The sequence below is a fragment of the Exiguobacterium chiriqhucha RW-2 genome (assembly GCF_000416965.1).
GTDB classification, from domain to species: Bacteria; Bacillota; Bacilli; order Exiguobacteriales; family Exiguobacteriaceae; genus Exiguobacterium; species Exiguobacterium chiriqhucha.
This window is the reverse complement of sequence record NZ_ATCL01000008.1, coordinates 51,998-78,138: the sequence shown is the minus strand read 5'-3', so window position 1 is coordinate 78,138 and position 26,141 is coordinate 51,998. Positions and strand designations below refer to the sequence as shown.

34 protein-coding genes, 2 tRNA genes and 1 rRNA gene are annotated in these 26,141 nt (G+C 51.3%); 27 read left to right on the top strand and 10 right to left on the bottom strand.

What is annotated here, in order from left to right; genetic code table 11:
• Positions 1-171: 171 nt before the first annotated feature.
• The 3 genes from rrf (at position 172) to M467_RS17285 (ending at position 2,192) form a co-directional block, all read left to right on the top strand.
• Positions 172-287 (top strand): 5S ribosomal RNA (gene rrf / locus M467_RS17295).
• Positions 288-391: 104 nt separating this feature from the next.
• Complete coding sequence (locus tag M467_RS17290; RefSeq protein WP_021065395.1) at positions 392-1,261, top strand: GNAT family N-acetyltransferase; 870 nt, start codon at positions 392-394, stop codon at positions 1,259-1,261.
• Positions 1,254-2,192, top strand: coding sequence for a coiled-coil domain-containing protein (locus M467_RS17285; protein WP_021065394.1), 939 nt, complete (start codon positions 1,254-1,256; stop codon positions 2,190-2,192). The genes M467_RS17290 and M467_RS17285 overlap by 8 nt, the downstream gene beginning before the upstream one ends.
• Positions 2,193-2,201: 9 nt before the next feature.
• Here the strand turns inward: M467_RS17285 and M467_RS17280 are convergent, their stop codons facing one another.
• Positions 2,202-2,579: an HIT family protein gene (locus tag M467_RS17280; RefSeq protein WP_021065393.1), complete on the bottom strand. Its 378-nt coding sequence runs from the start codon at positions 2,577-2,579 to the stop codon at positions 2,202-2,204.
• Between the two features lie 51 nt (positions 2,580-2,630).
• Between M467_RS17280 and M467_RS17275 the strand changes: the two genes are divergently transcribed.
• Positions 2,631-3,263, top strand: coding sequence for a uridine kinase family protein (locus tag M467_RS17275; protein ID WP_021065392.1), 633 nt, complete (start codon positions 2,631-2,633; stop codon positions 3,261-3,263).
• Here the strand turns inward: M467_RS17275 and M467_RS17270 are convergent.
• Positions 3,258-4,040: a sporulation protein gene (locus M467_RS17270; RefSeq protein WP_021065391.1), complete on the bottom strand. Its 783-nt coding sequence runs from the start codon at positions 4,038-4,040 to the stop codon at positions 3,258-3,260. The two genes, M467_RS17275 and M467_RS17270, sit on opposite strands and share 6 nt — an antisense overlap.
• A 139-nt stretch (positions 4,041-4,179) precedes the next feature.
• Here M467_RS17270 and M467_RS17265 point away from each other — a divergent pair.
• From M467_RS17265 to M467_RS17235, 7 genes are all read left to right on the top strand, one after another.
• Positions 4,180-4,256: transfer RNA gene (locus M467_RS17265), tRNA-Met, on the top strand.
• Between the two features lie 25 nt (positions 4,257-4,281).
• Positions 4,282-4,358: transfer RNA gene (locus M467_RS17260), tRNA-Met, on the top strand.
• Between the two features lie 106 nt (positions 4,359-4,464).
• Complete coding sequence (tsaE, locus tag M467_RS17255; RefSeq protein ID WP_021065390.1) at positions 4,465-4,914, top strand: tRNA (adenosine(37)-N6)-threonylcarbamoyltransferase complex ATPase subunit type 1 TsaE; 450 nt, start codon at positions 4,465-4,467, stop codon at positions 4,912-4,914.
• Positions 4,911-5,567, top strand: coding sequence for a tRNA (adenosine(37)-N6)-threonylcarbamoyltransferase complex dimerization subunit type 1 TsaB (gene tsaB / locus M467_RS17250; protein WP_021065389.1), 657 nt, complete (start codon positions 4,911-4,913; stop codon positions 5,565-5,567). The genes tsaE and tsaB overlap by 4 nt, the downstream gene beginning before the upstream one ends.
• The gene (gene rimI / locus M467_RS17245) at positions 5,560-6,045 is read left to right on the top strand and encodes a ribosomal protein S18-alanine N-acetyltransferase (RefSeq protein WP_021065388.1); all 486 of its coding nucleotides are present in this window, start codon (positions 5,560-5,562) and stop codon (positions 6,043-6,045) included. The genes tsaB and rimI overlap by 8 nt, the downstream gene beginning before the upstream one ends.
• On the top strand, positions 6,017-7,039 hold the full coding sequence (tsaD, locus tag M467_RS17240; RefSeq protein ID WP_021065387.1) for a tRNA (adenosine(37)-N6)-threonylcarbamoyltransferase complex transferase subunit TsaD: 1,023 nt from the start codon (positions 6,017-6,019) through the stop codon (positions 7,037-7,039). Before rimI ends, tsaD begins: the two co-directional genes overlap by 29 nt.
• A gap of 14 nt (positions 7,040-7,053) precedes the next feature.
• On the top strand, positions 7,054-7,620 hold the full coding sequence (locus M467_RS17235) for a hypothetical protein (RefSeq protein WP_021065386.1): 567 nt from the start codon (positions 7,054-7,056) through the stop codon (positions 7,618-7,620).
• Positions 7,621-7,667: 47 nt separating this feature from the next.
• On the opposite strand, the gene M467_RS17230 is transcribed toward M467_RS17235, so the two are convergent.
• Entirely contained in the window at positions 7,668-8,075 is a 408-nt protein-coding gene (locus M467_RS17230; RefSeq protein WP_021065385.1) for a hypothetical protein, read from the bottom strand.
• Positions 8,072-9,973, bottom strand: a complete 1,902-nt coding sequence (locus tag M467_RS17225) for an ABC-F family ATP-binding cassette domain-containing protein (protein WP_021065384.1) — start codon at positions 9,971-9,973, stop codon at positions 8,072-8,074. The genes M467_RS17230 and M467_RS17225 overlap by 4 nt, the downstream gene beginning before the upstream one ends.
• Before the next feature lie 149 nt (positions 9,974-10,122).
• Between M467_RS17225 and M467_RS17220 the strand changes: the two genes are divergently transcribed.
• The 5 genes from M467_RS17220 (at position 10,123) to M467_RS17200 (ending at position 13,744) form a co-directional block, all read left to right on the top strand.
• Complete coding sequence (locus M467_RS17220; RefSeq protein WP_021065383.1) at positions 10,123-10,779, top strand: redox-sensing transcriptional repressor Rex; 657 nt, start codon at positions 10,123-10,125, stop codon at positions 10,777-10,779.
• Positions 10,779-10,997, top strand: a complete 219-nt coding sequence (locus M467_RS17215) for a twin-arginine translocase TatA/TatE family subunit (protein WP_021065382.1) — start codon at positions 10,779-10,781, stop codon at positions 10,995-10,997. The genes M467_RS17220 and M467_RS17215 overlap by 1 nt, the downstream gene beginning before the upstream one ends.
• A gap of 2 nt (positions 10,998-10,999) precedes the next feature.
• Positions 11,000-11,788 (top strand): twin-arginine translocase subunit TatC, encoded by a 789-nt coding sequence (gene tatC, locus M467_RS17210; RefSeq protein WP_021065381.1) that lies wholly within the window; start codon positions 11,000-11,002, stop codon positions 11,786-11,788.
• 123 nt (positions 11,789-11,911) lie between these two features.
• Positions 11,912-12,205, top strand: a complete 294-nt coding sequence (locus M467_RS17205) for a hypothetical protein (protein WP_021065380.1) — start codon at positions 11,912-11,914, stop codon at positions 12,203-12,205.
• A gap of 192 nt (positions 12,206-12,397) precedes the next feature.
• On the top strand, positions 12,398-13,744 hold the full coding sequence (locus tag M467_RS17200; protein ID WP_021065379.1) for an FAD-dependent oxidoreductase: 1,347 nt from the start codon (positions 12,398-12,400) through the stop codon (positions 13,742-13,744).
• 31 nt (positions 13,745-13,775) lie between these two features.
• Here the strand turns inward: M467_RS17200 and M467_RS17195 are convergent, their stop codons facing one another.
• Positions 13,776-13,958: a PspC domain-containing protein gene (locus tag M467_RS17195; RefSeq protein ID WP_021065378.1), complete on the bottom strand. Its 183-nt coding sequence runs from the start codon at positions 13,956-13,958 to the stop codon at positions 13,776-13,778.
• 153 nt (positions 13,959-14,111) lie between these two features.
• Here M467_RS17195 and M467_RS17190 point away from each other — a divergent pair, with 153 nt between their 5' ends.
• Together M467_RS17190 and M467_RS17185 are read left to right on the top strand one after the other, a co-directional pair.
• On the top strand, positions 14,112-14,585 hold the full coding sequence (locus tag M467_RS17190) for a hypothetical protein (protein ID WP_021065377.1): 474 nt from the start codon (positions 14,112-14,114) through the stop codon (positions 14,583-14,585).
• 16 nt (positions 14,586-14,601) lie between these two features.
• On the top strand, positions 14,602-15,186 hold the full coding sequence (locus M467_RS17185; protein ID WP_021065376.1) for an NADPH-dependent F420 reductase: 585 nt from the start codon (positions 14,602-14,604) through the stop codon (positions 15,184-15,186).
• Positions 15,187-15,226: 40 nt separating this feature from the next.
• On the opposite strand, the gene M467_RS17180 is transcribed toward M467_RS17185, so the two are convergent.
• Positions 15,227-15,562, bottom strand: a complete 336-nt coding sequence (locus M467_RS17180) for a TM2 domain-containing protein (RefSeq protein WP_021065375.1) — start codon at positions 15,560-15,562, stop codon at positions 15,227-15,229.
• A gap of 118 nt (positions 15,563-15,680) precedes the next feature.
• Between M467_RS17180 and M467_RS31770 the strand changes: the two genes are divergently transcribed.
• From M467_RS31770 to bsh, 3 genes are all read left to right on the top strand, one after another.
• Positions 15,681-15,839, top strand: a complete 159-nt coding sequence (locus tag M467_RS31770) for a hypothetical protein (protein WP_021065374.1) — start codon at positions 15,681-15,683, stop codon at positions 15,837-15,839.
• Positions 15,836-16,240 carry a hypothetical protein gene (locus M467_RS17170; RefSeq protein WP_021065373.1) on the top strand — a complete coding sequence of 135 codons (405 nt, stop codon included), beginning with the start codon at positions 15,836-15,838 and terminating at the stop codon, positions 16,238-16,240. The genes M467_RS31770 and M467_RS17170 overlap by 4 nt, the downstream gene beginning before the upstream one ends.
• A 118-nt stretch (positions 16,241-16,358) precedes the next feature.
• A complete protein-coding gene (bsh, locus tag M467_RS17165) occupies positions 16,359-17,333 on the top strand; it encodes a choloylglycine hydrolase (RefSeq protein WP_021065372.1) in 975 nt (324 codons plus the stop codon).
• Positions 17,334-17,366: 33 nt separating this feature from the next.
• Here the strand turns inward: bsh and M467_RS17160 are convergent, their stop codons facing one another.
• Entirely contained in the window at positions 17,367-17,645 is a 279-nt protein-coding gene (locus M467_RS17160; protein WP_021065371.1) for a hypothetical protein, read from the bottom strand.
• A 109-nt stretch (positions 17,646-17,754) separates the two neighbouring features.
• A complete protein-coding gene (locus tag M467_RS17155) occupies positions 17,755-18,990 on the bottom strand; it encodes an MDR family MFS transporter (RefSeq protein ID WP_021065370.1) in 1,236 nt (411 codons plus the stop codon).
• 103 nt (positions 18,991-19,093) lie between these two features.
• On the opposite strand from M467_RS17155, the gene M467_RS17150 reads away from it, so the two are divergent.
• Together M467_RS17150 and M467_RS17145 are read left to right on the top strand one after the other, a co-directional pair.
• Positions 19,094-20,719 carry an ABC transporter substrate-binding protein gene (locus tag M467_RS17150; protein ID WP_021065369.1) on the top strand — a complete coding sequence of 542 codons (1,626 nt, stop codon included), beginning with the start codon at positions 19,094-19,096 and terminating at the stop codon, positions 20,717-20,719.
• Between the two features lie 16 nt (positions 20,720-20,735).
• Complete coding sequence (locus tag M467_RS17145) at positions 20,736-21,125, top strand: hypothetical protein (protein WP_021065368.1); 390 nt, start codon at positions 20,736-20,738, stop codon at positions 21,123-21,125.
• A 31-nt stretch (positions 21,126-21,156) separates the two neighbouring features.
• On the opposite strand, the gene M467_RS17140 is transcribed toward M467_RS17145, so the two are convergent.
• Together M467_RS17140 and M467_RS17135 are read right to left on the bottom strand one after the other, a co-directional pair.
• Complete coding sequence (locus M467_RS17140; protein ID WP_021065367.1) at positions 21,157-21,366, bottom strand: YdiK family protein; 210 nt, start codon at positions 21,364-21,366, stop codon at positions 21,157-21,159.
• 16 nt (positions 21,367-21,382) lie between these two features.
• Positions 21,383-22,078 carry a CPBP family intramembrane glutamic endopeptidase gene (locus M467_RS17135; RefSeq protein WP_031199772.1) on the bottom strand — a complete coding sequence of 232 codons (696 nt, stop codon included), beginning with the start codon at positions 22,076-22,078 and terminating at the stop codon, positions 21,383-21,385.
• Positions 22,079-22,291: 213 nt separating this feature from the next.
• Between M467_RS17135 and groES the strand changes: the two genes are divergently transcribed.
• The 4 genes from groES (at position 22,292) to M467_RS17115 (ending at position 26,064) form a co-directional block, all read left to right on the top strand.
• Positions 22,292-22,576: a co-chaperone GroES gene (gene groES, locus M467_RS17130; RefSeq protein WP_021065365.1), complete on the top strand. Its 285-nt coding sequence runs from the start codon at positions 22,292-22,294 to the stop codon at positions 22,574-22,576.
• A gap of 43 nt (positions 22,577-22,619) precedes the next feature.
• On the top strand, positions 22,620-24,260 hold the full coding sequence (groL, locus tag M467_RS17125) for a chaperonin GroEL (RefSeq protein ID WP_021065364.1): 1,641 nt from the start codon (positions 22,620-22,622) through the stop codon (positions 24,258-24,260).
• Positions 24,261-24,447: 187 nt separating this feature from the next.
• Positions 24,448-24,771, top strand: coding sequence for an ArsR/SmtB family transcription factor (locus tag M467_RS17120; RefSeq protein WP_021065363.1), 324 nt, complete (start codon positions 24,448-24,450; stop codon positions 24,769-24,771).
• Between the two features lie 75 nt (positions 24,772-24,846).
• Positions 24,847-26,064, top strand: coding sequence for an MFS transporter (locus M467_RS17115; RefSeq protein ID WP_021065362.1), 1,218 nt, complete (start codon positions 24,847-24,849; stop codon positions 26,062-26,064).
• Positions 26,065-26,141: the final 77 nt, after the last annotated feature.

Below are 26,141 nucleotides of genomic sequence, written 5' to 3'. Positions count from 1 at the left end.
CTTCAGCGCCGAAAGTAGTTGGGGGTCTCCCCCTGTGAGGATAGGACGTTGCCAGGCCAACGCGAAAGACGATCGAGCATCCGCTCGGTCGTCTTTCTTTATGTGATTATTTTAAACAAAATTACCTAATAGTATTGCTTTATCCTAATCGGTATGTTAATATAATAATTGTCTAGTGGCGATAGCGAAGTGGTCACACCCGTTCCCATGCCGAACACGGAAGTTAAGTACTTCAGCGCCGAAAGTAGTTGGGGGTCTCCCCCTGTGAGGATAGGACGTTGCTAGGCCAACGCAAAGGACGATTGAGCAAATGCTCGATCGTCCTTTTTTGTCGTTCTCGAAACCTTTAATTCTTTCTTTGCGTATAAACACGTGAAGAGGGGGAATCATCATGCACATTCGTGAAGCTACAACCTCGGACCAGACGATATTCACTGAGGTTTCACGGGCAAGTTTTAAACAAGAGGCAGACCGTCTCCGACTACCATATCGAGACTTAAATATTGAACCACCCGGTTATGATGACGAGGCGATGAGCCTGTACTTGATTGAACAATTGACATGCTACGTCATCGAGCTTGAAGGACAAGTCGTCGGGGGAGCCGTCGTGACGTTGACAGGGCAAGATTATGGCCGGATAGACCGCATCTTTATCCATCCATATAGACAAGGTAAAGGGATTGGGAAACGGGCACTACAATCAATCGAGGAGCTTCATCCGACTGTTCGAATTTGGGAGTTGGAGACATCCACAGCCCAACCTAACAACGTGGCATTTTATCGAGCAGCTGGTTACCAATCCGTCTTCGAATCAGATCAGGAAGTTTGTTTCGTCAAACGAGTGAAGCAACGGACAGATCACATGATATTGCGCTATGAAGAGCTTTCCATTACAGGTGCTCAAGCGTATGGGATGGATGCGAGTCGTGTCTCCATCACGAATAGTAACGTCTCAGAGCTTCAGGCGCACAACTGTAATTTCACGAAGAGCCAATTTCGGAATATCAACTTCAGAGAGACGGAGTTTGATGATTTGAATCTATCTGGTTCTCAGTATCGTTTCGTCACCATGTACGAATCAGGGAGGCCGACGACGTTCTTCCATACAAACCTGACGAATACATTTTTTGAAAACTGTCGGCTCGATGGTGTCCAAATCAAGGACTCATCGATTGACGGCTTAACGATTGACGGGGTACACGTCAAAGACCTGTTAGAATATTATCGAAAAGAAACTGGAGGAATAAAACGTTATGAGTGATCTCTACCAAACCCAACACGACTTACAACAACAGATGGCAGAACGGGACCGACTCGCCCGTAAATTAAAAACACTCGACAAGCAAATTGCCGAACATGAAGCTGTGCGAAAGCAACTTCTCAATTCGTTTACGAAGGAACAGCGCGATGTCTATGACTTAGATTCATTCTCGCTCGTCAACGCATGGCGTAAGCTAAGGGGAACATTCAACGAACAAAAAACGATTGAATTAGAAGAGGCGGCCCGGGCCGAATTGAAGTTACGGGAACATGAGGCGATGGTGGATGAGTTAGCGCTTGAGCGTCGTGACTTATATGAAACATTTGAGACGTATCGTGGAATCGACGCGAAATGGGAGACCTTCCTAAAAGGGAAGGAAACTCATTTGAAGCAAGATTTTACTGTTAGGGAAGAATTATATCGACTCACGGATCAACAGGTAAAAATGAATGAGGTGCTTGTTGAATATAAAGAAGCCATCGTCGCTGGAAATTCAGCACGGACGGCCATCTCGAGAACACTTAAACATCTCGACAGTGCGAAAGGTTGGTCGACGTATGATACGTTCTTTGGAGGCGGCTTGATTGCGACAGCGATGAAACATGATGCCATCGATGCTTCGGAACGGAAGATGCATGAACTTCAAGCTGCGCTCGAGCGCTTCTCGCGGGAGTTGGCTGACGTGAAAGGAGTCGTCAGTGGCTTACAAATCGAACGCGGTTCGCTCATTCAATTCGCTGACTACTTCCTCGATGACATCTTTTCCGAGTGGACGATGCATGGACGAATCAATGATTCGCTCGACAAGGTAAAAGGACTCGATCGTGAAATCGCTCAACTGATTGAGAAAATGACGAGAGAAGTAGAACGTCTAGAACAACAACTCGAAGAAATAGAAACGAAACGAAAACAGCTCATCCTCACACGATGAGCTGTTTGGTTATTCTGGTCGTTTCAACCAATGGCGTAAACCTTTACCCGCGTGCGGTCCGTCGGCGTATCGAGGGATAACGTGCAGGTGGGCGTGTGGGACGGTCTGGTTTGAAGCCGTTCCGACGTTCCAGCCAAGGGTATACCCATCAGGACTATACATCTTCTCGAGGAAGGACTTTGCTTCGTGGAGTAACTCGTATGTATCGCGCCATTCCGAAGGCGTGAGATCGAACGTCGTCGCTCGATGTCGTTTTGGGACGATGACGCCAGAGCCGACGAGCACGTCCTGCTCACGGTCGTGCATCAAGAAGTAGCATGTCTCATTCTCGGCGACGATCGTCTGAGACGGGTCAAGTTGAGGATGACAAAATGGACAAGTTGACATCGGATTGGTACACTTCCTTTCTATATGAAGTGTACCAAAAGGGTGAGCATTATGAATGAATTGATTGATATGATGGTTGCCCAGGCCGAACGAGAGCAGCGCACGATTATCGCCATCTCGGGACACGGGGGTGCCGGGAAGACGATATTTGCAGATGCCCTACGCGAGCGCCTCGGAGACGTAAACTACATCAATACCGATCCATATATCACGGACTCGTTGTTACGGAAGAGCGCTATGCTCGATTACACGGTCGACGGGCAGGAGCATCATTATAAGATGACGGCTTGTCATCCGTCCGCGCACCATCTACCTTCACTAGAGCGTGACGTTCGTATGGTGCGTGAAGGGATCGGTTTTTTCACGATTGACGTCCCATACCTTGAACGAACGTGGATTGACCCGACAAAACGGATCACCATCATCGAAGGCATGAGCGTCGCGTTCCTCGCCGCTGATTCGTGGGATGTTTCGGCTTATCTATATACCGACAGTGATACTGAGTTTGCGCGACGTTCCGTTCGAGATATCCAGCAACGGGGAATGGATCTCGCATATTTACAGGCTTCGCACGAAGAGCGTCGACTCCAATACGAGCTGTTCATGCATCCGCAGCGCGAAAAGTTCCAAACGATCGTCTCGACGAGTAACGATGTTTGGACAATTGAAAACCATCGCTCATGAAGAACGGTGGCTACGTAACGTCTCTTGGATACCGAGTCCAAGTCGATCCTGTTCTCGTTCGAGTTGGTCCCACGTGAGCGAGCGATGGCGCATCGTGACGTCATTGGCGATTGACTCGAGTGTACGTTGCTTCTCGATATTGTCGAGCCAGTAATAGACGTCGACCCCGTCCTCGTCGACCCGCCAGAACGATTTGACGACTTCGAACTCGTCGGCCCAGTCACCGACCGGTTTGAATCCATACTTCTCGACGAATGGATACGGTCGTTCTTCTCCGATCGGGTCGATAACGTTACGGACGAACATGAGCTCGAGCCCGGCATGTTCGGTCGCCTGTAACAAGCGTTTCAAGGCAGGGAGTGGTTCGACTTCGACTTTTTCGATGACATCGAACCAGACCCGTTTGCCGTCGGTGTCCCAGACGGTCGCTTCGACGCTGTATGGTGCTCCGGCTGTTGATGGGGCATACATCGTCAAATCGAACGTGAACGGGATGTGCTCTTCAGCACCCGGTTCAAGCTCGGCGGATAGGACGATTGGGACTTCTTGCAAGTCGGCCTCCCGATTAAACTCGTTGCCTTCGAGCGTGATATCTTTGAACGTCGTCAAAAAATTAAGCGTCAACTCTTGCAGGCGCACGACATGCGAAGTGGTGTTCAACACCCGCAGCGTTCCATGAACGGTCTCGTTCGGAATGAACGGGACAGTGTGAAAATAGACGGATGCGTCCAGTTCGGAAAAGAACCATTTTTTAAAGCGATTACCCCATTTCGACATGACGGTCGCGCTCCTTTTCTCTTATAGATTGCACTCTTTTAAATGTTCCCGATTCCAATTCTGAAAAAACATGAAGAAAAAGGTTGCATTATATAACTACTTCACTTATTATAGAGGATGTCGAAACAATTCAAACCATCGCGGGGTGGAGCAGTCTGGTAGCTCGTCGGGCTCATAACCCGAAGGTCGTCGGTTCAAATCCGGCCCCCGCAACCAATTTTTATTTAATTTCATATGTCGTCGCGGGGTGGAGCAGTCTGGTAGCTCGTCGGGCTCATAACCCGAAGGTCGTTGGTTCAAATCCAGCCCCCGCAACCAATTTTTTAAATGAGATAGCGAAACGATGACGTTTCGTGTTTTTTTTTGCGTAAAATTGAGTGTACAATGAGTACGTATCGCTAGAACCGACTAAAGGAGAAACATCATGTATACATTGATTACCCATTCTGCGGCTGAGACGCAGGCAGTGGCAGAGAAATTGGCCACACTTGTCAAAGCCGGGACGGTCATAACGTTGAACGGCGACCTCGGTGCCGGTAAGACGACGTTCACCCAGGGCTTTGGTAAAGGCCTCGGTGTCACGCGCAACGTCAACAGCCCGACGTTTACCATCATGAAACAATACCAAGGGCGCTTGCCGCTCTACCATATGGACGTCTATCGTCTCGAAGATACGGGGGACGATATCGGCCTCGAAGAATACATCAACGGCGATGGTGTCGCCATCGTCGAATGGTCGAACTTGATCGAGTCATCGCTTCCGAAGGAACGGCTCGCCATCACAATCGAGCGAGTCGGGGACGAGGAACGTCAACTGACGTTCGCGCCCGTCGGCGACGTCTATGATGCGCTGGTGAAGGAGGTGCTCGCATGAAGCAACTGATGATTGATACGGCGACGACACGTCTATCTGTCGCCCTCAGTGAACATGGACAGATTCAAGCCGAGGCGACGGTCATGGTCTCGAAAAACCATGCCGTCACGCTCATGCCGATGATTGAACAACTGATGAATGCGGTCAAATGGACACCGACCGAGCTCGAACGTATCGTCGTGACGACAGGTCCGGGATCTTATACGGGTATCCGCATCGGTGTCACGACCGCGAAGACGCTCGCCTACACGCTTCAACTCCCGCTCGTCGGGGTCTCGGCGCTCCATCTCATGGCGGCGGCCCCGAATACGGAGCTCCCGGTCGTCGCGCTCATCGATGCCCGTCGTGGCAATGCGTATATCGGTCACTATCAACAGAACGAGGCCGTGACACCCGACCGTCACGCCTCGGTCGCAGCTTGGCTTGAAGCCAACATCACAGGACCGTTTGTCGTTGTCGGTGATGTCGAACCGTTCCGTGACGTACTCGCGTCTTACGACTATACCGAAGCACCGGCCGCGCATAGCTATGGCCGGGCAAGCGATCTCGTCGCGTTAGGTGACGTCACGGACGATGTCCACGCGTTTGAGCCTGAGTATCTGCGTCTCGCTGAAGCGGAAGCAAAATGGCTCGAGGGACAAAACAATGGCTGATATTAAAATCCGGCGCATGACATGGCTCGACGTCGAAGAAGTGACCAAGGTCGAGGAAGCCTCGTTCGCTATTCCGTGGACGAAAGAAGCGTTCATGAACGAGATGCTCCGCAATGACCAAGCGATCTATTTTGTCGCTGTGCATGAACGACGCGTGGTCGGCTTCGTCGGGGTTTGGCAAATTGTAGACGAGGGGCACATCACGAACATTGCCGTCTTACCAGAATATCGCGGGCAAGGCATCGGCAATCTGCTGTTGACGCAACTCGTTGAATTCGCCCGCTCGAAGTCACTCGCGGCGCTCACGCTCGAAGTGCGCGTCTCGAACATCGGCGCCCAAAAGCTGTACGAACAGTTCGGTTTCGAAAATGCCGGACGCCGGAAACGATATTATCAAGACAATAATGAAGATGCCTATATTTACTGGGCGAAGTTAGGAAGTGAAACAGATGGACACATCGCTCATCCTCGCGATTGAGTCGAGTTGTGATGAGACGTCGGTCGCGCTCGTGCGTGACGGTAAGACGCTTTTATCGAACGTCGTCTCGTCGCAGATTGAAAGTCATAAACGGTTTGGCGGGGTTGTGCCCGAGGTCGCCTCGCGTCACCACGTCGAACGGATCACCTACGTCATCGATGACGCCCTCAGTGAAGCGGGTGTGACGATGCAAGACGTCGACGCCGTCGCGGTCACGCAAGGGCCGGGTCTTGTCGGTGCACTCCTCGTCGGAATCAGTGCGGCCAAAGCGCTCGCTTTCGCCCATAGCAAACCGCTCATCGGCGTGCATCACATCGCCGGACACATCTATGCGAACGAACTCGTCGAGGAGATGGAGTTCCCGCTCGTCTGTCTCGTCGTATCGGGCGGTCACACGGAGCTCGTCTATATGCCCGAGCACGGTGTGTTCGAAGTCATTGGGGAGACACGTGACGATGCGGCCGGAGAAGCATATGACAAAGTCGCACGGACGCTCAGTCTTCCTTACCCAGGTGGACCTGCTATCGACCGTCTCGCGGCCGATGGGGAAGACACGTACAAGTTCCCGCGGGTTCGGCTTGAAGCGGGAAGTTTCGATTTCAGCTTCAGCGGGCTCAAGTCGTCGGTCATCAACGCCGTCCACAACGCCGAACAGCGCGGGGAGACGGTCATCCCTGAAAACTTGGCGGCCAGTTTCCAAGCGAGTGTCGTCGAAGTGCTCGTCGAGAAAGCGATTCGTGCCGTGAAAGAAAAAGGAGCGAAGCAATTGCTCGTCGCAGGTGGCGTCGCAGCCAACCGTGGACTCCGTACTGCACTTCAAGAAGCGACGGACCGCGAAGGCATCAGCCTCGTCATCCCACCACTTGATCTATGCGGAGATAATGCCGGTATGATCGGGGTGGCGGCACATCACGCGTATGTGCGCGGAAAGCGCGATACACTGGCGATGAATGCGGTTCCTGGGTTATCCTTAGAAGAGAGCATGACAGTCTAGGGGGAAATAGAGACATGACGAAACGCATCATTATTGGAGGTCTGGTCGTACTGCTCGTCGTCGCGACGTTTTTGCAAGTACGGGAGATTATCCGCGCCTATAATATCGCCTATCAAGAAGAAATCGTGCCGGAAGCGACACGCGTCCGTTCACTCACAGGAGCGGAATCGCTCGAAGGCATCGGCCGGGTCACGGGTGAGAACACGCTTGTCGAGACGTTGTACGGCTATAAGAGCCTGGACGATCAAAATATCGAGAGCGTCATCGTCGTCGACCGCAACCTCGGCGTTCAGCCGAAAGCGAGCGACGCATATTACGAGATTGCGCCGGGACGAGAAGCGACCGAAGAAGAAGCGGCGAAGTTCGAGGATATCGTCAACGAGTTTGACGAAGAGCAATTGTTCGCGCAAGTGATCTCGACGCATGAGGCGAAGTATGTGACGAACCGTGAGGAGACACTCACGTTTTATAAAGTGTTCGTCCGTGATGTCGATACGAACGAGTACGTGTTCTTTATCACGGAAGACGGCCTCAAGCTCGACTTCCATACACGCGGATTCCAGCCGCTACGTTATTTCTAACTGTTAAAAGGGAAGCCGGTCTCCACGTTGGAGACGGCTTCCCTTTTTTATACGTCCAGATGATGTTTGTTCTGTTTGTACCACATGTTCACCCGGCTCACGACGTAGACAATCAGTGCGAGCACCCACATGAGGAGCGTCGACTGATAGAAGTGTCCCCACACCGAGCCCGGGGCGTAAAAACTGTGCACGGTCACATCGACTGGCCAGACGACGAGGCGGATAAACAGGCTGCTCATAAGCAGGCCGCTCAACAAACTGATCACAATCCCGCTCCATGTCTGGATGATGAAGCCGATGACGACCGGCAAGAAATAAAACAGGAACGACGGAACGACCGTCGGTTCCCCACGAATCAGTTCGGATACGAATTCCGTCCCCGTCGGCACGATGTAGGCGAGACCGGTCAGGAAGGCGTGCATCCATTCGATTCGCATCGCACGGAATCGCATCATGAATGGAGATCCTCCCATTCTGCATACAGTGCCGTGATCGATTCTTTCGTCGCGTCGGACTCGGTCGACAGTTCCTGTGCCCGAGCGAAGTCGTTGAAGACGTCCGGTTCACACAAGAGCTGCTCGATTTCCTCGAGACGGGCCTCGTGTTGTTCGATGGTGAGCTCGATTTCCTCGATCCGTTGTTTCATCCGGCGTTCCTCACGTTGCTGTTCCTTGTCGGCGCGCTGTTTCTTGACGATGACTTGTTTCGTCTCTTCGCGGGCGAGTCGGGCCAGTTCTTCGAGTTCTTCTTTCTTCTCGACATAATATGAGTAATCGCCGAGGTATTCATCGATGCCGTTCGGCGTGATCTCTAAGACGCGCGTCGCGAGCCGGTCGATGAAGTAGCGGTCGTGCGAGACGAATAGGATTGTGCCCGGATAGTCGACGAGGGCGTTCTCGAGAATCATCTTCGAGTCGAGGTCCAAGTGGTTCGTCGGCTCATCCAAGATGAGCAAGTTTGGTTGCTCGAGCTTCAGTTTCGCGAGCGTCAAGCGGGCCCGCTCTCCACCCGACAATTCATGGACGCGTTTCATGACGTCGTCACCGCTGAACAGGAACTGTCCAAGCAGGCTCCGCACTTCTTGTTCGCGCATGAGCGGCCAGTCGTTCCAAATCTCGTCGATGACGCGGTTGGCGTCCGACAAGTTCTGTTGCTCCTGGTCGTAGTAGCCGATCTCGACGCCGGTACCGTAGCGGATGTCACCGGTAAGGGCCGGCTGTTGTTTCGTCAACACTTTCAAGAGCGTCGATTTGCCGACCCCGTTCGGGCCGACGAGGGCGACCGATTCGCCGCGCTGCAGTTGGAAGCGGAGCTGCTGGGCGATTGGTTCCTCATAGCCGATGGCGAGGTCGCTGCCGCTCAACACGTCGTTCCCGCTTTGGCGTTTAATCGAGAACGATAGGACGGCACTACGCTCATCACCGTCCGGCGCTTCCATCCGGTCGACTTTCTCGAGACGCTTTCGGACACTCTGGGCCCGCTTCGTCGTCGTTGCCCGGGCGATGTTGCGCTGGATGAAGTCCTGCATCTTGGCGATCTCTTCTTGTTGCGACTCGAACTGCTTCTTCTCTTGCTCGTAGATGGCGGCCTTCTGCTCGAGATACTTCGTATAGTTGCCGACGAAGCGACGGCTCCGGTGACGCGACAGCTCATAGACGACCGAGACGACGCGGTCGAGGAAGTAGCGGTCGTGGGAGACGATGAGGACGGCGCCTTTATAGCCGCTCAAATACTTCTCGAGCCAACCGAGCGTCTCGATGTCCAAGTGGTTCGTCGGCTCATCCAGGATGAGCAGGTCCGGACTCTGGAGCAGCATCTTCGCGAGGGCGAGGCGCGTCCGTTGTCCGCCAGAGAGCGTATCGATGCGGCGTTCGAAGTCGTCCGGATAAAAACGCATCCCATGAAGCACAGAGCGGATCGTCGCCTCGTATTGATAGCCGCCGCGGTCTTTGAATGTATGCTGTTCTTCATCGTAAGACGACAGCAGGCGTTCATAGGCGGCCGGGTCGTTCAAGATGCGCTCGGAACCCATGTCTTGCTCCATGCGGCGCAGCGTCTTTTCTTGTTCGATTAAATCGGTGAAGACAGTGAGCATCTCATTCCAAATCGTCTCGTTGGATTCGAGTCCTGAATCTTGGGCCAGGTAGCCGATGGTGACGTCTTTCGGCTTCATGATATCGCCCGAGTCGTAGTTGTATTCCCCGGCGATGACTTTGAGCAGTGTCGACTTGCCGGCACCGTTACGGCCGACGAGCGCGACGCGTTCGCCTTCTTGAATCTCGAGTTTGACGTTCTCTAAAATCGGCTCGACGCCGAATGATTTCGATAAGTTATTGACTTGCAGTAGGATCAAGTGAAAAAACCCCTTTCTCTCTATTTAGTATACTTTATTTCTTCCCCTTTTCAGGTATATTCATTGAGTGGTCATGTGAATTCGTTTACAATCAAGGTGTATGAAATTAGATTCGTTTGAAACGCGTCGTAAAAAGGAGGCTCTTTCCGTTGAGTCAAAACGAACCAAAGATTCCGCAAGCGACAGCCAAACGGTTGCCACTATACTATCGGTTTATCCAAAGCCTACATTCATCAGGAAAACAGCGTGTCTCTTCTGCTGAACTGAGCGAGGCGGTCAAGGTCGATTCGGCCACGATTCGTCGCGATTTCTCGTACTTCGGTGCGCTCGGTAAAAAGGGATATGGCTATAACGTACAGTATCTGTTAGACTTTTTCCGTAAGACACTGAATCAGGACGAGATTACGAACGTCGCCTTAGTCGGGGTTGGTCATCTTGGGACAGCTTTCGTCAACTATAACTTCCTTAAAAACAATAACACACATATCGTCGTCGGGTTCGACGCAGACGAGACAAAAGTCGGCACGACGATGTCCGGTGTCCCGATTCATCACGTGGATGAGATGGAACAGATCATGAAACAAAACAAGATTGACGTCGCCATCTTAACGGTGCCGTCTACCTATGCGCAGCCTGTCGCGGATGATTTGGTCCGCTTCGGCATCAAAGGCATCTTGAACTTCACACCGGCCAGGCTTACTGTGCCGGACACGGTCCGCGTCCATCATATCGACTTGTCGATCGAACTCCAGTCGCTCATTTACTTTATGCAACACTATCCATCTGCTGAGGGGGTCCATCAATAATGGAATTACTATCATCGTTGCTCGTCGTCGGTATTCCTGGGGGAGCGAGTATCTTCATTATCGCCATCGTCGCGCTCATCATCTTCGGGCCGAAGAAATTGCCTGAATTCGGACGCGCCGCCGGACAAACGCTCCGTGAGTTCAAAAATGCCACAAACGGCATGATGAACGAACATGACGAGAAAGATAAGAAAGAACTTGAGAAGAAAGAGCAGTAATCATGAATCATCAACCTGATCAAGAACGGGCACTGTCCGATCACTTGACAGAGCTGCGGAGACGACTGATGCTGTCGGCATTTGTCGTCTTTGCTTTCTTTCTCATTGCTTTGCCGAGTGTCAAATACGTGCTCGCCTATCTGCAGGCGGACCTCGTCGAACGAGGGCTCGAGCTGAACGCCTTTGGGGTCGCGGACCCGCTCATGATTTACTTGAACTTGGCGCTCGTCATCGGGCTCGTCGCGTCCGGTCCGTTTCTACTGTATCAACTGTGGGCGTTCGTCGCACCTGGTCTGCATCCGAACGAGCGGAAAGCGACGCTCGCTTATATCCCGATCATCTTCATCTTGTTCCTGATCGGTCTTGCGTTCGCCTACTATTGGTTGTTCCCGCTCGTCCTCGATATCTCGACGGACCTCGGGCAAGACCTCGGTCTGACGCAAATCATCGGGGCGTCGAACTACTTCACGTTCTTGCTGCAACTGACCATTCCATTCGGACTGTTATTCCAGTTGCCGGTCGTGACGATGTTCTTGACGCGCATCGGTGTCGTGACACCGTACTTCCTGTCATCGATTCGGAAGTATGCGTACTTCGCCTTATTCGTCATCGCGGCCTTCATCACGCCGCCGGATTTGACGTCGCACCTCATGGTGTCACTGCCGCTCTTCTTCTTGTATGAAATCAGTTTATCGATTTCACGCATCACGTACCGGGGCGTGCTCCGACGTGAAAAAGAGGCGATGGTGAAAGAACAGATGGATTTGATGAAACAAATGAATGAGAAGTAAGCATCGTTCTTTAACGGGACGATGCTTTTTTATGATTGGGAATAAATGTTTTTAACAACAAGTTAAACACTGGACCCACGTGATACGATGAAACTACTTAAACATCAGTCAGGGGGAGAAGCGATGGCTTGGGAGTACTACGGGGATGAACTCATCATCATCGGCGTGTTGACGACAATTTTGTTGATTGCCGTGCTGAATTTTTTGAAGTCGCGATTCAGGCGAAGCCTCGTCTTCTCGTTGACGTTGCTCCTCGCGGGATACGTATCGTGTATCATCGGACTCGTCTGCGTCCGTGGTTGGGACGCTCTGGGCTGGATTTTTATTGGCATTAGTCTGTATGTAATCGGCCTCCTCACCTATATCGGCGTCGTCACTTACCACTGGTTTAAAGCAAGACGCACGACCCATTCATGAATGAACCGTTCCGGTTGCGGAGCGGTTTTTTTGTTGTCACACCAGCCGTTCAAACTTTAGACATAATTACGTGAAAAAGTGAGCAAAGGGATTGTCAAACCTTCTTGTGAAATAGTACACTAAGTTCAGAAAGTAAATGTGATATTTATCACAAACACTAACTTGCCTAACACTCAAAGGAGAGACAACCATATGAAAATCGCAGTCATCGGATGTACACACGCAGGAACAGCAGCCGTCAAAGGATTACTCGCCAAGCACGACAATCTCGACATCACGGTGTATGAGCGGAACGACAACGTCAGCTTCCTCTCGTGTGGGATCGCCCTCCACGTCGGCGGTGTCGTCAAACGTGCGGAAGAGCTCTTCTACGCGTCACCGACAGAACTCGAAGAACTCGGCGCGACGATGCGCATGAAGCACGACGTATTGAACATCGATACGGAAGCGAAGACGGTCCATGCGAAAAACCTCGACACGGGAGAAGACGTCTATGACACGTTCGACCGTTTGATCGTCACGACTGGTTCATGGCCGATCGTCCCGACGCTTCCTGGCATCGAGATGACTGGGATTGAGCTCTGCAAAAACTATGGCCACGCCCAACGCATCATCGAGCGGGCAAAAGACGCGACGAACATCGCCGTCATCGGTGCCGGCTATATCGGCGTCGAGCTCGTCGAAGCGTTCGAAGTGTACGGCAAACACGTCACGTTCATCGATAGCGCCGACCGCATCTTGAACAAATATCTCGACAAATCGTTCACGGATCAACTTGAAGCAGATATGACGTCACGCGGCATCGACCTCGAGCTCGGCCAGACGGTCGAAGCGTTCCGTGGTACAGATGGAAACGTCACACACGTCGTGACCGATAAAGGTGAGTTCGAGGCCGACCTCGTCATCCTTTGTGTCGGCTTCCGCCCGAACACGGGACTCCTTCAAGGCCAAGTCGACATGCTCGGCAACGGCGCCATCATCGTCGACGAGTATATGCGCACGAGCAACCCGGACGTCTTCGCGGCTGGTGACAGCTGTGCCGTCTATTACAACCCGGCGCGCACACATGCCTATATCCCGCTCGCGACGAACGCCGTCCGCATGGGAACGCTCGTCGCCGAGAACTTGATCGCACCGCGTGTCCGTTATCAAGGGACGCAAGGGACGTCAGGTCTCCGTCTCTACGATTGGAACATCGCTTCATCAGGTCTCACGGAAGAAGCGGCCGGTCTGTTCGACCTTGATGTCGAGAGTGTCGTGATTGAAGATGCGTACCGTCCGGAGTTCATGCCGACGGCGGAACCGGTCCAGTTCAAACTCGTCTATGAAGTCGGCACGCATCGCGTAGTCGGCGGACAAGTCCTCTCGAAAGCGGACATGACGCAAGCGGTCAACACGTTGTCGCTCGCGATCCAAAACGAGATGACGGTCGAAGAGCTCGCCTATGTCGACTTCTTCTTCCAACCGCATTACAACAAGCCATGGCACTTCATCAACAGTGGGGCGCTCACGGCGATGAAAGACAAAGTCAACGCATAAAAAAACTCGGAAGCCGCGGCTTCCGAGTTTTTTATAGATAGCGTGGAGCGTCCTTCATCGAGTTGGCGAGGATCATATAGATGAGAAAGTTCCCCGGTACGATTAAAAAGAGCAGACGAACACCGAGCGGGGACAAGTCGAAGTATTCAGCGATGCCGCCGCAGACACCGAAGAGTGAGCGGTTCGTGGCGGATTTGCGAAGCGGACGTTGCATAAGCAGGGCTCCTATCTCACATGTGATATGAAAATTTTACCATATAGACCTGCTGGAAATGTATAGGTTTCGTAGGTTTTTTTTCGTCTGAAGCCGGGGAAGTGGTAAGAGAAAGCTGATGTGTCACCTGGTCCTGTCAAAGGAGGAGCCCATATGGCTAAGAAGGAAAAACAACCGTACCATATCGTCACGTTCACGTTTCCAGAGGAGTCGATCTCGTATCAAGCGTTCAGCAAGTTGAAAAAGTATCACGCCGAAGGACTCGTCGGGTTCGAACAACTCGTCATCATCAAGCGTGAGGACAATGGCGCCTTCTCGTTCGAGGATGCCGTTCAACTGACACCGACGAACAAGTCGACCAAAGGCGCGCTCATCGGGATGGCCGTCGGGATTCTCGGCGGACCGTTCGGGATTCTGTTCGGTACGCTCACGGGAGGACTCATCGGAGGAACGAAAGATTTGAAACACGTCCAGAGCATTCAAGAGACGTTCAAGCGGACGGTCGGGAATATCGAGCCCGGACAGACCGGGGTGATGGCAATCGGGGAAGAGTTCGATCACTCGGTGCTCGATGGACTGGCGGCTGAACTTGGCGGCACGGTGACACGGACAGACGAAGAACTGTGAAGGGGAGTCGGACTATATGAAGATTGGTATTTTAGGGGCCGGGAAAGTCGGACGGACGCTCGGGCGCAAGTTCGAGGACGTCGGCTATGACGTGTTGTACGGGACACGGTCAGAACGGGAAGGGACGATGTCGCTCCAAGAAGTGGCGTCGAACGCACAGATTTTGTTATTGACGACGCCGTTCGCGGCGGCCGTCGATTTGATTCAATCGCTCCGAGACTTGGACGATAAGATCGTCATCGATGTGACGAATCCGATTGCCAAAGAGTTTGACGCCATCGAGCGACCGGAAGGAAAATCGGGGGCCGAACATCTGCAAGAACTCGCCCCCCACGTCCGTATCGTCAAGGCGTTCAATCAGACCGGTGTCGAGAACTTGGAGAACCCGAACATGTCGATGATGTTCATCGCCGGTGACGAGCAGGAGTCGGTCCGGGCCGTTCAAGACCTCGCCTCGAAAATCGGCTTCGACGCCCATACGCTCCGTCACTTGAAACTGGCGCGAGAGCTCGAGTCGCTCGCGTGGCTATGGATTCATTACGCGACGAAAGAACGGAAGCACCGGAACTTTGCGTTCTACTTGAAAGAGAATAGTTTTTAATAGAAAAGACGGTCACGCGTTGGCGTGACCGTCTTGGTCGTTAAAAAGCAGCTTGACGCTCAGAGCGTGTTTTCAACGAAGCAATCGTCTCGCGTTCGATTGCTTCGACTTCGCGTTGTTGCCAGCCTGGCATGAGGAACGCGTCGACGAGCGCCCAAATGCCTGTGATGATAGCGCCGAAACCAATCGTCAAAACGACCATCAAGAGCATGGCGATGCCCGTCCCTGTTTTCTTGAAATAGAAGCGGTGTGCGCCTAACGCGCCGAGGAAGAACCAAAGCAAGTAAGCGACGACGAGACTGCGTTTCTTTTTCTCGACTTCGCTGTTGACGAGGAGCATTTCCTCTGTCGATAAATCGGTACGTGAATAATTCATGATGTGATGTGCCTTCTTTCCAAAAATTGATATAATGAATGCAGTCTTTATTGTACCGGGAAACGGATGAATTCCCATGATTTTCTATTATTTATTTTTGGAAGCGAGGAACAACCGAATGGGTTTTGCGATTGTGACGTTCATCGTCGCGTTTATTCACGTGATCGCCGGAGCGGTCGTCTTACATAAGTATCCGCAATATAAATCGATTGCTATCAGTGTGATCGTGCTCGGTTTCGTATATGGTCTGTTGACGGTGGGGTTCATCGTCCTATGAACAAGTTCTTGAAACCTCGAGTGACCTATACAAATGAAGATGCATTGAAACTCGGGATGTTCATGATGCTCGGGCTCACCATCATGGATGTCTTAGGTGGTAACGTGCCAGATATGACTTTGGCGCTGGCTGCGACTCTGTTTTATGCTTGGCGCCGTGACATCGCGGCGACACTTGGTGAGGAAGCATCTCGTGCCGTCGGGCGCGAATCAAGTGAACTGGCGTTACGAGGTGTTATCGTCGCCTTGATGATTGGACTCTTCGTCTCGTTCTTCATGGATACGTTGACCTACTCGCTTGAAGCCCTCATGTATTATGGGTTGGCGTTCGTATTCGGATTAAAAGGGATGGGACTTTGGTTTTTCATGCCGGACACAACGGTCGAAACCGAACTGAATTAATATGAAGAACGATGTGGCACACGCCTCATCGTTTTTTCTTATGGTTGATGTCAGACGAAAACGTGAATAGGACAAAGAGTGCTGTTATTGTCTGCATTGGATCGGAAGGAGTTTTGTTATGTGTACAGCAATCACGTACGCTCCGCACGCCCACTACTTCGGCAGAAACTTAGACCTGAACGTGTCCTATCACGAACAAGTGACGATCACGCCCCGACACTATCCATTCAACTTCAGACGGATGGGCGAGAACGCGAACCATTACGCGATGATCGGAATGGCGACCGTCGTGGAAGACTACCCGCTCTATTACGAGGCGACGAATGAAAAAGGGCTTAGCATGGCCGGGCTGAACTTCCCAGGGAATGCCGTATTCAAGCCGGAAGTCGACGGAAGAGACAACATCTCTTCATTCGAGTTCATTCCGTGGATCCTCGGACAATGCGCGACAATCGAGGAAGTGAAAGAGCGACTGGCGACGATTCAGCTGATCAATCTCAACTTCAGTGACGCGCTCCCGCTTCATCCGCTGCACTGGATCATCGCCGACAGTGATACCTCGGTTGTCGTCGAGCCGATGGCGGACGGGTTGCGTGTGTACGACAATCCAGTCGGCGTCTTGACGAACAATCCGTCGTTCGAGTATCAGCTGTTCAATCTGAATGATTATCGGCACGTCTCGACGAAACTGCCGGCCAATACGTTCGCGCCGACATTGAACCTCGATGCCTATTGTCTCGGATTAGGCGGGCAAGGCTTGCCGGGTGACTTATCGTCGACATCACGCTTCGTCCGGGCAACGTTCGCTACCTTCAACTCGGTCTGCGAACCGACCGAGGCGTCCGCGGTCGGTCAATTTTTCAAACTGTTGGATACGGTAATGCAAACGCGGGGCTTGAACGAGGCTGGGGACGGGACGTACGAGTACACCATCTATTCCTCATGTTGTAACGTCGACGACGGTATCTATTATTACCGGACGTATGGCAACAACCAAATCACGGCTGTGTCGCTGTTCCATGAACCGTTAGACAGCGATCGATTGATCACGTATCGCCTACAATACCAACAACAAATTCATTATGAGAATTGAGAACAGCCCTCTTCGCGCGAAGGTGGCTGTGTGTTACAGTGTGCCGTTATAGAGCGGGGCCTCATCGTCCGTACTGATGACTTTTAGGTGACGCTCGTCTTTCACATAGACGCTCTTATAGGCGACACGTTCACCTTCATAGAATAAGATGACGCGGTTGCCGTCGTTGTCCGTCTCGACTTTCGGTTCATACTGCGCAATTTCAATCGTCTCTTCGAGCACGCCATACTCTTCGTATGTAGACAGGTCGTCTTCGTTTGAACAGGCGACGAGAAACAGGGAAGCGACCAGCGCGAGAACTGCTTTCTTCATCGTATCTCTCCTTATTTGATAGTTAACCTATCAAATATACCGCAGATTGATATCTTTTTCAAAATGAACCTATACAAACGGTCCCTCACATGTGAGAGACCGTTTTGATTTAAGAAGCCTTTTGATTCAAGGCCAACGTTTCTTTCACATAGATACCTGTATACACCAAGAAGCAGCCGACACAGACGACCAAACCGATATAGACGCTCATCATGAACGGGGAGAGGAGCGAGCCGATGAGAATCGTCGAGCGCGACATGAAGTCGGCACCAGCGAACGATGTGCCGGCGAACGCCGAGTAGGCGCCACGTTGGTCTTCCGGCATCATATTCGCTTGCTCCGTGTTCAGGACAGGTGAGTAGAGCAACTCACCGAACGTTGCGAGAAGCATGAACCCGAGCAAGAGCGTCATCGAATTGGAACTCGTGATGACGGCGTACCCGATCATGTATAGCAACAACCCGCCGAGCAACGCCTGTTTGTTGGAGAAGCGAGAAGCGAGACGTTGAATCATGAACGTCAACGCGACGACGATGAGCGTGTTCTCGATTTGGATGAGGCTGAACATCCGCACCCCGTTGATTGCCCAATCGTTGATGGACATCGGCTCGAACGAGTCGGCGAGCCGGACAGCGACGTAGCTCCCCATCGAAAACTCGGCGGCGAGGATACACATCGTACCGAACACGACTTTGACAAACGGGCGGTCGCGCCAAGCGATTTGATAGCTTTGGAAGATATCGACGAAGACGAGTTTCAGTCGCTGCGACGTCCACGTCCGCTTCGTATCTTCGAGGAAGATCGCATAGGCGATTGGAAGCGTCGACGACGTCAAGGTCAAAATCCAAAACAGTAACAGCTGATTGCTGACGTAGAGCCAGCCGCCGATGGCTGTTCCGATTGCAATCGATAAGTTGATTAACCAGTAGTCGAGGGCATAGACGGCTTTCCGGTTCTCCGGCGTCGTCGCATCGATGATGATGGCACTCATGGCAGGACGTCCGAGGTTGCTCGTCACCGTGAAAATTGTATACGCGACCATGAACACGATCATCTGGTCCATCATAAGGCAAAGCGTCATCGTGAGGAACATGCCCGCCGTGATGCTCGAGGTGAGGACGAGCAATTGTTTGCGGGAGAAGCGGTCGGCGAGATAGCCGCCCAACAATCCGATGACATAGCCGAGGCAGACGAGCGTGATTAAGAAGACACCGGCGATTAACGCGTTGAACGCTTTGACGAACAACAGTGCCATGAACGGCATGATGGCGAATGAGACGGAACGATTGAAAAACGATGTGATGAGTCGAACTTTAATTGGGCGAGGTATTTCTTTCCATTTCATATTGTCACCTTCCATTCTGTACCTGTATCATAAACAAGACAACAGAACTTGAAAATGGACGAATCGAGGGGACGATGTCCACTTTTGGTAAGGGGGAACGGACATGGATGCCTACTTATTTAGTTTGTGGAAGCAATGTCGGGACGGACATTACACGATTGCGGATATGGCGGACGCCATCCATTTAAGTGCCAAACAAACGAGACGGCACTTGCTTCGCTGGCAAGAGGAAGGGTGGCTCACCTATACGAGCGGGCTCGGACGTGGCAACGTCAGTCAGCTCGTCTGGTTGCGCCATGTGGAGAGCGAGTTGGCCGAACAGTTATTGAAGCGGATGGAGACCGAGTCGATTGAGGCCGTGACGAACCAGCTCGAATGGGACTGGTCACCGGCGCAGGCCGGGCGCTTCATGCGTCAGCTCGAGAAGAAGTTCGGCTATAGCCAAACATCGAGTGACGCCCTCATCATTCCGAGAAGGCGCAATTTCTTGACGACGCATCCGCTTGAGGCGGCCGATATTCATAGCGCGCATCTCGTCCAAAATGTGTTCAATCGACTGTTTACGATTGACGCCTCGGGACAGGTGACGGGTGAATTGGCGCATCACTATGAGTGGCAAGGAGACACACTCGTGCTGTTTCTTCGAAAGGGAGTCCGCTTCCACGACGGCTCGCTCATGACGAGTAAAGACGTGACAAAAAGCTTGCGGGCGCTCTTCCAGTCTCCGGCTTATCGTCATACATATCGTCACGTCCGACGCGTGTCGTCAAACGGTCCATATCAGGTCGATGTGACGCTCGATCGTCGTCGCAACTCGTTCGTGCCACGGCTCTCGATGATTCACACGAGCATCGCCAAAGACACAATCGGCACGGGGCCGTTCCTGTTGGAGCGGCACGATGCCGAGAAGACGGTGCTCGCGGCGTTCGAGAACTACTTTGGCGTCCGTGCGCTGCTCGACCGGGTGGAGTTCTTACAAGTGCCTGACGGCTACGACCCGACGTACCGCATCTCGTCACGAGACTCCGGGGAGACGGGCTACATCTCGACTCCGTCCGGATTCACGCTCGTCTTCTTGAACGCTCAGCCGGGCGGTGTGTTCGAGCGGGACGAGGCGCGACATTACATCCATCGTCTGATTGCAGAGATTCGTCCGGATGTGGGGTTGCTCGACGATCGGAAAATCCCGAACGACCGTGGCTTCCTCGGGGATGCGAGCGAGGCGTATGAAATTCCAGATGGTCCAGCGGTGACGTTCGACCGTCCGATTCGCATCAAACAGACGGACTTCACGTCGACGGTGTCGATGTGGATCGCCGACATGTTGACGCGGCACGGGATTTCATATGAGTGGGTGCCGGTCAGTTTCAAGGACACGATACATGATACGACGTATTTCGACCGGGTCGACTTAATCGTCCATGGCGAGATTTATGAGCGCAATATCTCGCTCGGCTTCGAGCAATTTTTGACGAGCGACTATTCGCCTCCGCGGGAGCTGTTGCGTCACATCGATGGGATGACGGAACGGGTCCGTCAGTACGATGAGCTACCGTTCGAGGACTGGTTGCCGCTCCATCAGCAAATCGAGCGGGAGTTGAAAGAAGGGTCATACTTCATTCCGCTCTATAACGAGGAGCGGACGATCCCGTTCCCGGTCGAGTTGAAGGATGTCTGTATCGACATCTTTGGGTATTTTGATTTTGCGAAGTTATGGATTCCATCGTAAAGAAAGAGGGAGAAAAATGAAGCTGACCCGAAACTGGTTTATCGTGTTATTGATAGGATGGCCTGTCTTGTTCGGTCTGGGGTTTTGGAACGGGGAAGTGGTGTGGATTGCTGCGACTGGATTCGGCGTCACGTTATCGGCTTACTATGAACAGCAATTGAGCAAGCTCGACAAAGAAACGAATGTGACGATTCGTGCCGCTGTCAACCAGTCACTCGTGACATGGTTCGGTATGGGCCTCATGCTCGTGTTTATCATCAGTGTCATTTTCTTTGATGAGCCACGCGTGCCGTTGCTTGATATGATTTATCTCGTTCTAGGTATCGGATTGACGCTGAACGGATTGTTCATTCGGAGCGTGTATCGAGACGAGTTGAGTGATAAGTCCAACGTGATTCGACACTAAAAAAGACCAAGCTGCGCGCTTGGTCTTTTCGTTATGCCGATTTATCGGTCTTTTCTTTTTTCGCTTTTCGGGCGAGTGTTAAAATCTGATACACCTTGAAGAAGTCATACGCGGCTACGGCGATGATGAAGTACGTCCAGAAGCTGAAGCCGTACTCTTGCACCGAGTAGTAGGCGAGGACGGTGAACAGAATCCCGAACGAGAGACTGAACAAAAACATAACTTTTAAGTGTCGCGGCATCAATGCCACCTCATTTCTACATTAAGAATAATACGACCATGACGAGCGCGTTGTTAAACGCGTGAATCGCGATCGGTACGATCAAGCGACGCGTCTTGGCGTAAGCGACCGTGAAGGCGAAGCTCATCGCCACGTAAACGAGAATCTTGTTGTCACCGTGGATGAGCGCGAACAAGAGCGAGCTGACCGCGAACGCAATCCAGAACCCGAAGCGGGCGCTCAAGTTGCCGAACAAGATGTGACGGAACAGAATCTCTTCCATAATCGGTCCGAGTAAGACGACTGAGAGCGTCATGACTGGGACGAGCCGGACGATATCCGCAATTTGTTCGGTGTTCTGTGACCCCATGACATCACCTGAGATCCACGTCTCAATCAAGTTGGCGACGATGACGAGCCCGTATTGCATGAGAATCCCGAGTCCGATCCATTTGACCGTATCGTTCAAGTTCGACTGGATGCCTTGCTGTTTATATAGCTTCAAGTCGGGCCACAGCAAGACGACCGAGATGATGATCGTCAAGCTGAATCCGATAGCGAACCAAAGTCCAGTTGCCGTCGGCGTGATCCATTCCGGACGCACTCCGCTAATCAATACCGGAAAGAATTGAACAAACGCGTAGAGCAGAATCGGGATGATATGCCGAATCCGAATGTTAGGCGCCATCGAAAAACGGGTATTTATCGATTGGTTTGAGTTTAGTGTAGCCAATTGAACACGTCCTTATTCCTAAGAGTCAACGTTCCTTTTGACCATTGTATCAAATAAGGTCTCTTGACCGCGAGTGGGAGCATTTTTTCGATGTTCCCGCTTGCATTTTCAGGCGTCTCATACTACACTAATCAATGTTAGCACTCCTTTTTGATGAGTGCTAAAACTTACGATTCAACGATACATCATTCATATTCGGAGGAGGTTTTTTCTATGTTAAAACCACTAGGCGATCGCGTCATCATCGAAGTCGTGGAGAAAGAAGAAAAGACGATCGGAGGCATCGTGCTTCCTGACACGGCGAAAGAGAAGCCGCAACAAGGACGCGTCCTCGCAGTCGGTACAGGCCGCGTCACGGACCAAGGTGAGCGGATCGCGCTCGACGTCAAAGAAAATGATTTGGTCATCTACTCGAAGTACGCGGGTACCGAAGTGAAGCATGAAGGCAAAGAATACTTAATCGTTCGAGAGAGCGACATTCTCGCAATCGTAGGCTAAGACTCACCATTCTTCAAAAACTTTTTCTAGGGGGAAATGAACAATGGCAAAAGAAATCAAATTCTCAGAAGATGCACGTCACGCGATGCTTCGCGGTGTCGACGCACTCGCTGACGCGGTAAAAGTCACAATCGGACCGAAAGGACGCAACGTCGTCCTCGAGAAGAAGTTCGGCTCACCGCTCATCACGAATGACGGCGTGACGATCGCAAAAGAAATCGAACTCGAAGACCACTTCGAAAACATGGGCGCGAAGCTCGTTGCCGAAGTCGCCTCGAAGACGAACGAAGTCGCAGGGGACGGTACGACAACGGCGACAGTCCTCGCTCAAGCGATGATTCGTGAAGGTCTCAAAAACGTGACAGCAGGCGCGAACCCGATGATTCTTCGTAAAGGGATCGACAAGGCGGTTCGTCGTTCACTCGAAGAGCTCAAGCTCATCTCGAAACCAATCGAGTCGAAAGAAGCGATCGCCCAAGTCGCGGCCATCTCGGCAGCAGACGAAGAAGTCGGCGAGTTGATCGCTGAAGCGATGGAACGCGTCGGTAACGACGGTGTTATCACGATTGAAGAATCACGCGGCTTCACGACAGAACTCGACGTCGTCGAAGGAATGCAGTTCGACCGTGGTTACTTGTCACCATACATGATCTCAGATTCAGACAAGATGGAAGCGGTGCTCGACAACCCGTTCATCTTGATCACCGATAAGAAAATCTCGAACATCCAAGAAATCATCCCAGTGCTCGAGCAAGTCGTGCAACAAGGGAAACCAATCCTTATCGTCGCTGAAGACATCGAAGGCGATGCGCTCGCGACACTCGTCTTGAACAAGCTCCGTGGTACGTTCAACGCGGTCGCAGTCAAGGCACCAGGGTTCGGCGATCGTCGTAAAGCGATGCTCGAAGACCTCGCGACGCTTACAGGTGGCCAAGTCATCACAGAAGACCTCGGCCTCGAGCTCAAGTCGGCATCACTTCAACAGCTCGGACGTGCATCGAAAGTCGTCGTCACGAAAGACACGACAACGATCGTCGAAGGTGCTGGAGACGAAGCAACGATCAAAGCACGCGTGCAAACGATTCGCAACCAAATCGAAGAGACATCGTCTGACTTCGATCGTGAGAAACTCCAAGAGCGTCTCGCGAAACTCGCTGGCGGCGTAGCCGTCGTCAAAGTTGGCGCAGCGACAGAGACAGAGCTTAAAGAACGTAAGCTCCGCATCGAAGACGCGCTTAACGCGACACGCGCAGCTGTCGAAGAAGGTATCGTCGCAGGTGGTGGTACGGCGTTCATCAACGTCATCCCAGCCGTTCGCGCGTTGCTTGCAGAAGTGACAGCGGATGAAGCGACAGGTGTGAAACTCGTCCTCCGTGCCCTCGAAGCACCGGTCCGTCAAATCGCGGAAAACGCGGGTGAAGAAGGTTCGGTCATCGTCGAGAAGCTTAAGAACGAGTCGGTCGGCATCGGCTATAACGCCGCGACTGGCGAGTACGTCGACATGATCGCACACGGAATCGTCGATCCGGCGAAAGTGACGCGTTCAGCGCTTCAAAACGCAGCGTCAGTATCAGCCATGTTCCTCACTACAGAAGCAGTCATCGCAGACAAGCCAGAACCAGCAGGCGCTGGTGGCGGCATGCCTGACATGGGCGGCATGGGTGGAATGGGCGGAATGATGTAAGTCATACGCCTGAACCTCTAAATTAGAGAGTTCGTGAATGATTGAAACAAAAATGGCTAAGTTGGTCGTTTAAACAATCTATAGCTTTTGAGAGAATCTCCAGTTAGTTCTATGAACTTATTGGAGATTTTTTTATTCACAATCGATTTACTAGACATATCGAATTAAATCGATATAGGATAAAGACATGGATAACTTAAATGTTTTAGATATTTTTAAGGCATTATCAAACGAAACTCGTCTTAATATTTTGAAATGGTTACGAGAACCTGAGAAAAACTTCCCTGCTCAGCAAGCCCATTTACCAAAGGAGGTCAGCATTAAAGGTGGTGTCTGTGTTGGGGATATTCAAGAAAAGGTGAACTTATCTCAATCGACCGTTTCCCATTACTTGTCCCTTATGCAAAAAGCGGGATTGTTAGAAGCTGTTCGCTATGGACAATGGACTTATTACAGACGAAATGAAGAGACATTGGCGAAAATCTCAAAGTTTATCGAAGAAGAAATTTGAGAGCCGAATGTCTTTTTTTGATTACTAATATCGACATTTCTAGATATATCTATATAAAAAACAGAGGTGATACCGATGGATCGAACTTTAAATCAAGAAGGACTGAATACGAAACAAAAAGTATTGGCGATCACGCTGACGTTATTGACGTTTGTCATGGGGACGAGTGAATTTGTAATTGTTGGCTTACTGACGGAAGTATCTTTGGATTTAAATATTAGCTTAGCGACAGCAGGAACCCTTGTGTCTGGTTTTGCGATTGCCTATGCAATCGGGACACCGGTGTTGACGGCGTTTGTTAGTCGTTTCCCAAAATATCCGTTAATGTTAACGTTGATTTCTATTTTTATCATTGGAAATATCATCAGTGCGTTATCCGCTTCGTATGAATTATTAATCTTGTCTCGCGTCCTTACGGCAGTAGTGAGTGGTGTTCTCGTTGCCTTATCAATGAGCATAGCCGGTGACATTATGCCAAAAAATAAAAAGGGCTCAATCATCGCCTTAATTTTTGCGGGCTTTACAATTTCAAATGTAATCGGTGTTCCAATTGGTACATTGATTGGTCAACTTGGAAACTGGCAACTTACATTTTGGTTCACGACGTTGTTGGGTATCATCAGTTTGATTATGGCGATTTTGATTCTTCCGAAAAAAATGAAAGTAGAGAAAGGGTCCTTGAAAGATCAACTCGCATTGTTGACGAATCCACGAATATTATTAGCTTTCTTTATCCCGACCTTCTCGATTGCGGGAACATATACCATTTACACGTATATCACACCAATTTTAGAACAAGGTCTAGATATTCCGACAAGTTACGTGAGTATGATTTTACTAGCGTATGGAGCGTTCTCGATTTTGAGTAATGTGGTAGCCGGGAAAATTGCGAGTCGTGACGGAATCAGTAAGTTACGTTATGTATTTATTGTTCAAGCAATCATTTTAGGTTCACTTTACTTTACGATGAGTTCAACTGTGGCTGGACTGATGAGTCTCATGCTGATGGCAGTCATGATTTATGCCATGAATGCGACCGTTCAATTGTATTTAATGAACTTAGCGACAGTTTATGCACCAGCAGCGAAAGACTTTGCTTCTTCGCTCACACCTGTAGCCGTTAACGTCGGAATCGCACTAGGTGCGACGATTGGCGGTTACGTAGTAACAAGTGGTGATCTAATTCATCTTTCTTGGGTGGGCGGATTATGTGCATTGATCGCCTCTGGGTTAGCATTTGCTAGCTATCGACTGGACCGCCAAGAGACGTTGACAAGCACGAAAGCATCATGATTTTTTAGATAGACTAACAGAACAGGTTCTCATTAAAAAGTAATCGTGTAGAAGTGACTTCACTTCTACACGATTAC

Bases quoted from the DNA above. Each gene is read 5' to 3' on its own strand.
- M467_RS17170 (WP_021065373.1), top strand. From the start codon at position 15,836: ATGAACAAGTTCTTGAAACCTCGAGTGACCTATACAAATGAAGATGCA.
- rimI (WP_021065388.1), top strand. From the start codon at position 5,560: ATGGCTGATATTAAAATCCGGCGCATGACATGGCTCGACGTCGAAGAA.
- groES (WP_021065365.1), top strand. From the start codon at position 22,292: ATGTTAAAACCACTAGGCGATCGCGTCATCATCGAAGTCGTGGAGAAA.
- M467_RS17160 (WP_021065371.1), bottom strand. From the start codon at position 17,645: ATGAAGAAAGCAGTTCTCGCGCTGGTCGCTTCCCTGTTTCTCGTCGCC.
- M467_RS17190 (WP_021065377.1), top strand. From the start codon at position 14,112: ATGGCTAAGAAGGAAAAACAACCGTACCATATCGTCACGTTCACGTTT.
- M467_RS17285 (WP_021065394.1), top strand. From the start codon at position 1,254: ATGAGTGATCTCTACCAAACCCAACACGACTTACAACAACAGATGGCA.
- M467_RS17150 (WP_021065369.1), top strand. From the start codon at position 19,094: ATGGATGCCTACTTATTTAGTTTGTGGAAGCAATGTCGGGACGGACAT.
- M467_RS17195 (WP_021065378.1), bottom strand. From the start codon at position 13,958: ATGCAACGTCCGCTTCGCAAATCCGCCACGAACCGCTCACTCTTCGGT.
- M467_RS17120 (WP_021065363.1), top strand. From the start codon at position 24,448: ATGGATAACTTAAATGTTTTAGATATTTTTAAGGCATTATCAAACGAA.
- tsaB (WP_021065389.1), top strand. From the start codon at position 4,911: ATGAAGCAACTGATGATTGATACGGCGACGACACGTCTATCTGTCGCC.
- M467_RS17115 (WP_021065362.1), top strand. From the start codon at position 24,847: ATGGATCGAACTTTAAATCAAGAAGGACTGAATACGAAACAAAAAGTA.
- M467_RS17270 (WP_021065391.1), bottom strand. From the start codon at position 4,040: ATGTCGAAATGGGGTAATCGCTTTAAAAAATGGTTCTTTTCCGAACTG.
- tsaE (WP_021065390.1), top strand. From the start codon at position 4,465: ATGTATACATTGATTACCCATTCTGCGGCTGAGACGCAGGCAGTGGCA.
- tsaD (WP_021065387.1), top strand. From the start codon at position 6,017: ATGGACACATCGCTCATCCTCGCGATTGAGTCGAGTTGTGATGAGACG.
- M467_RS17200 (WP_021065379.1), top strand. From the start codon at position 12,398: ATGAAAATCGCAGTCATCGGATGTACACACGCAGGAACAGCAGCCGTC.
- M467_RS17180 (WP_021065375.1), bottom strand. From the start codon at position 15,562: ATGAATTATTCACGTACCGATTTATCGACAGAGGAAATGCTCCTCGTC.
- groL (WP_021065364.1), top strand. From the start codon at position 22,620: ATGGCAAAAGAAATCAAATTCTCAGAAGATGCACGTCACGCGATGCTT.
- M467_RS17235 (WP_021065386.1), top strand. From the start codon at position 7,054: ATGACGAAACGCATCATTATTGGAGGTCTGGTCGTACTGCTCGTCGTC.
- M467_RS17140 (WP_021065367.1), bottom strand. From the start codon at position 21,366: ATGCCGCGACACTTAAAAGTTATGTTTTTGTTCAGTCTCTCGTTCGGG.
- M467_RS17145 (WP_021065368.1), top strand. From the start codon at position 20,736: ATGAAGCTGACCCGAAACTGGTTTATCGTGTTATTGATAGGATGGCCT.
- bsh (WP_021065372.1), top strand. From the start codon at position 16,359: ATGTGTACAGCAATCACGTACGCTCCGCACGCCCACTACTTCGGCAGA.
- M467_RS17185 (WP_021065376.1), top strand. From the start codon at position 14,602: ATGAAGATTGGTATTTTAGGGGCCGGGAAAGTCGGACGGACGCTCGGG.
- M467_RS31770 (WP_021065374.1), top strand. From the start codon at position 15,681: ATGGGTTTTGCGATTGTGACGTTCATCGTCGCGTTTATTCACGTGATC.
- M467_RS17290 (WP_021065395.1), top strand. From the start codon at position 392: ATGCACATTCGTGAAGCTACAACCTCGGACCAGACGATATTCACTGAG.
- M467_RS17230 (WP_021065385.1), bottom strand. From the start codon at position 8,075: ATGATGCGATTCCGTGCGATGCGAATCGAATGGATGCACGCCTTCCTG.
- M467_RS17280 (WP_021065393.1), bottom strand. From the start codon at position 2,579: ATGTCAACTTGTCCATTTTGTCATCCTCAACTTGACCCGTCTCAGACG.
- tatC (WP_021065381.1), top strand. From the start codon at position 11,000: ATGAATCATCAACCTGATCAAGAACGGGCACTGTCCGATCACTTGACA.
- M467_RS17155 (WP_021065370.1), bottom strand. From the start codon at position 18,990: ATGAAATGGAAAGAAATACCTCGCCCAATTAAAGTTCGACTCATCACA.
- M467_RS17275 (WP_021065392.1), top strand. From the start codon at position 2,631: ATGAATGAATTGATTGATATGATGGTTGCCCAGGCCGAACGAGAGCAG.
- M467_RS17215 (WP_021065382.1), top strand. From the start codon at position 10,779: ATGGAATTACTATCATCGTTGCTCGTCGTCGGTATTCCTGGGGGAGCG.
- M467_RS17205 (WP_021065380.1), top strand. From the start codon at position 11,912: ATGGCTTGGGAGTACTACGGGGATGAACTCATCATCATCGGCGTGTTG.